Below are 409 nucleotides of genomic sequence, written 5' to 3' on the forward strand. Positions count from 1 at the left end.
TTCAATCGCTGGTACTGGGACAGCACGCAAACTTGGCTGATGCCGGGCAAGCAGCGCCGCTACCGTGAGGACAATCGGTTCTTAAACCATGTCGGCATTGGTGCCGGCGATCAGGTGAGCCTGAGCCTGCTGGCTTACGGGGTGTTCGAAGTGCCTTGCAGCTACGCACCGCTGCGCTTAACTGGCCGCCTGAAAGCGGTGTACAACGGTGACAGCTGTCAGATGAAGCACTGATCCCGCTCTTTTGACGCTAAAAAGGCCGGCAGGAGGCAATCCTGCTTGCCTTTCTCCCTCCCTGTTGCAAAATAGGGCGCCGATTTTGCCAGGGCAGGGATACTTATGCTGTTGATCATTGATAATTACGACTCTTTTACTTACAACCTGTACCAGTATTTCTGTGAGCTGGGCG

The 409-nt window shown here is 54.5% G+C and carries 1 protein-coding gene and 1 pseudogene; both read left to right on the forward strand.

Going from position 1 to position 409, the window contains the following annotated elements:
* On the forward strand, positions 1–234 hold a 234-nt coding region (locus tag ACYP03_RS24335), incomplete at its 5' end, for a hypothetical protein (RefSeq protein ID WP_459782417.1).
* Positions 235–339: 105 nt separating this feature from the next.
* Positions 340–409: pseudogene (locus ACYP03_RS24340) on the forward strand (anthranilate/aminodeoxychorismate synthase component II); the annotation flags it as partial.

It is taken from the genome of Photobacterium sp. R1 (assembly GCF_054600795.1).